This window comes from Thermoanaerobaculia bacterium (assembly GCA_035717485.1).
In the GTDB taxonomy this organism is placed as follows: domain Bacteria; phylum Acidobacteriota; class Thermoanaerobaculia; order UBA5066; family DATFVB01; genus DATFVB01.
Genome location: DASTIQ010000250.1, coordinates 1 through 2044, shown reverse-complemented (window position 1 = coordinate 2044; position 2044 = coordinate 1). Strand labels below are relative to the sequence as shown.

At 66.5% G+C, this 2044-nt stretch carries 1 protein-coding gene and 1 rRNA gene; both read right to left on the bottom strand.

The window, feature by feature from the left end; genetic code table 11:
- Positions 1-365 (bottom strand): 16S ribosomal RNA (locus VFS34_13400); the annotation flags it as partial.
- 334 nt (positions 366-699) lie between these two features.
- Complete coding sequence (gene tyrS / locus VFS34_13395; protein HET9795442.1) at positions 700-1866, bottom strand: tyrosine--tRNA ligase; 1167 nt, start codon at positions 1864-1866, stop codon at positions 700-702.
- Positions 1867-2044 lie beyond the last annotated feature (178 nt).

Sequence of the window (2044 nt, the reverse complement as noted above, 5' to 3'; positions counted from 1 at the left end):
CCCCACTGCTGCCTCCCGTAGGAGTCTGGGCCGTGTCTCAGTCCCAGTGTGGCTGATCGTCCTCTCAGACCAGCTACGGATCGTCGCCTTGGTAGGCCGTTACCCCACCAACAAGCTAATCCGCCGCGGGCCCGTCCTTGGCCGGAGGCCGAAGCTACCTTTTCCAACCGCCCCGAAGAGCTGCTGGGCCATCCGGTATTAATCCGGGTTTCCCCGGGCTATCCCGGTGCCAAGGGTGGGTTGCCCACGTGTTACTCACCCGTTCGCCGCTTTCCCCGGGCCCGAAGGCCCGGTTCTCGCTCGACTTGCATGTGTTAAGCGCGCCGCCAGCGTTCGTCCTGAGCCAGGATCAAACTCTCCGTGAAGGACTTGGCGCCGGCCACGAAGGACCGGCAGACCTTTCACCTTGAGCTTGTGCTCAAAGGTCGTGCCCGAAGGCACGACGAGGTTCGTGTCCGGCCGCACTCGCGCATGGCGAGCCCAGCCGGGACTCGACGTTTGAACGTTCGCTGTTGAGTTTTCAAAGACCGGTGCCGTCTCGTTCGACGGCGTAAAAAAGCCTCCGACTCGCGCCAGAGGCCTCCGAGACAGGAATCGTATCGGCTACGAATCGGGCCTTGGAGGCTCCTTGCGTCGAGGTGCAGGGACTTTCGAACACCGCTCGTGCGAACGGCCCGGGGAGTATAGCAACGGTTCCGGTCAGGCTGTCAAACGCGCGAAGCGCCGTTTTCCAACCTGCAGGAGGGCTCCGGAAAGCGCTCCACGAGCCAGATCGAGCGATTCGACCGCCTCGCCGTTCACCTTCACCCCGCCCTGCTCGATCAGGCGCCGCGCCTCGGACGTGGACCCCACGCCGAGCGACGCGACGAGCAGCGCCGGCAGGTGGACGGGATCGCCGTCCGGCAGGACGAGCTCGGGCACCTCGTCCGGCGCCTCGTGCCGGCGGACGACCCGCGTGAAGTGCTCCTCCGCGGCGCGGGCGGCGTCGTCCCCCCACGCGCGGCGGACGATGAACCGCGCGAGCTCGAGCTTCGCAGCCATCGCGTCGCCGGGCGGAACAGGCCGCTCGGCGACCAGCGTCCACCACTGCTCGAGCAGCTCGTCGGGGATGCGCATCGTCTTCCCGAACTGCTCCTCGGGCGCCTCCTTCAGACCGATGTAGTTGCCGCGCGAAGCGCTCATCCCGGTGCCGTCCCAGCTGTCGAGGTACTTCACCGTGAAGGCGACCTGAGGGTCGAGGCCGTATTCGGCCATCACCTCGCGGCCCGTCAACAGGTTGAAGAGCTGGTCGGTGCCGCCGAGCTCGACGTCCGCCTGAACCGCCACCGAGTCGTATGCCTGCATCAACGGGTAGAGCAGCTCCGAGACGGAGATCGGCGCGCTCGCGGCGAAGCGTTTCTGGAAGTCGTCGCGCTCGAGCAACCGGGCAATCGTCGTCGTCCGCGTCAGGCGAAGGATCTCGGCGAAGTCGAGCTTTCCGAGCCACTCGCTGTTGAAGCGGAGCTCCGTCTTCTCGGGGTCGATGATCGTGCTCGCGTGGTCGAAGTAGCGCTGCGCGTTGGCGTCGATCTCGGCCGGGTCGATCATCGGCCGCTTCTCGGAGCGCCCGGACGGATCCCCGATCCGCGTCGTGTAGTCGCCGACGATCAGGACGCCGAGATGGCCCGCGTCCTGGAAGGCCCTCATCCGCTGGAGCGGGATCCCGTTGCCGAGCGTCACGTCCGGGGCAGTGACGTCGATGCCGAGCTTCACACGCAGCGGCCGGCCGCGCTTCAGCTTCTCTGCGAGGCCGCCTTCCGGCAGCACATTGGCCGCATTCCGGGTCAGTTCCTCGACCATGGCCGGGTTCAGTGGACGCGTCCGCACGTCGTGGCCGATTCTGCCGGCTGCAAACCGTCGCATCGCGACGTCCTCGGTCGCGCCCGTACCGTTCGGGTACGGGCGCTCCCTGCGTCCTTGCGCTGCTCGGTTTTCGCTCGGCAGAACAGGACCGAACTCACGAACACGTCCACTGAAAGGACCTTCGATGGCAGAGATCGTCACC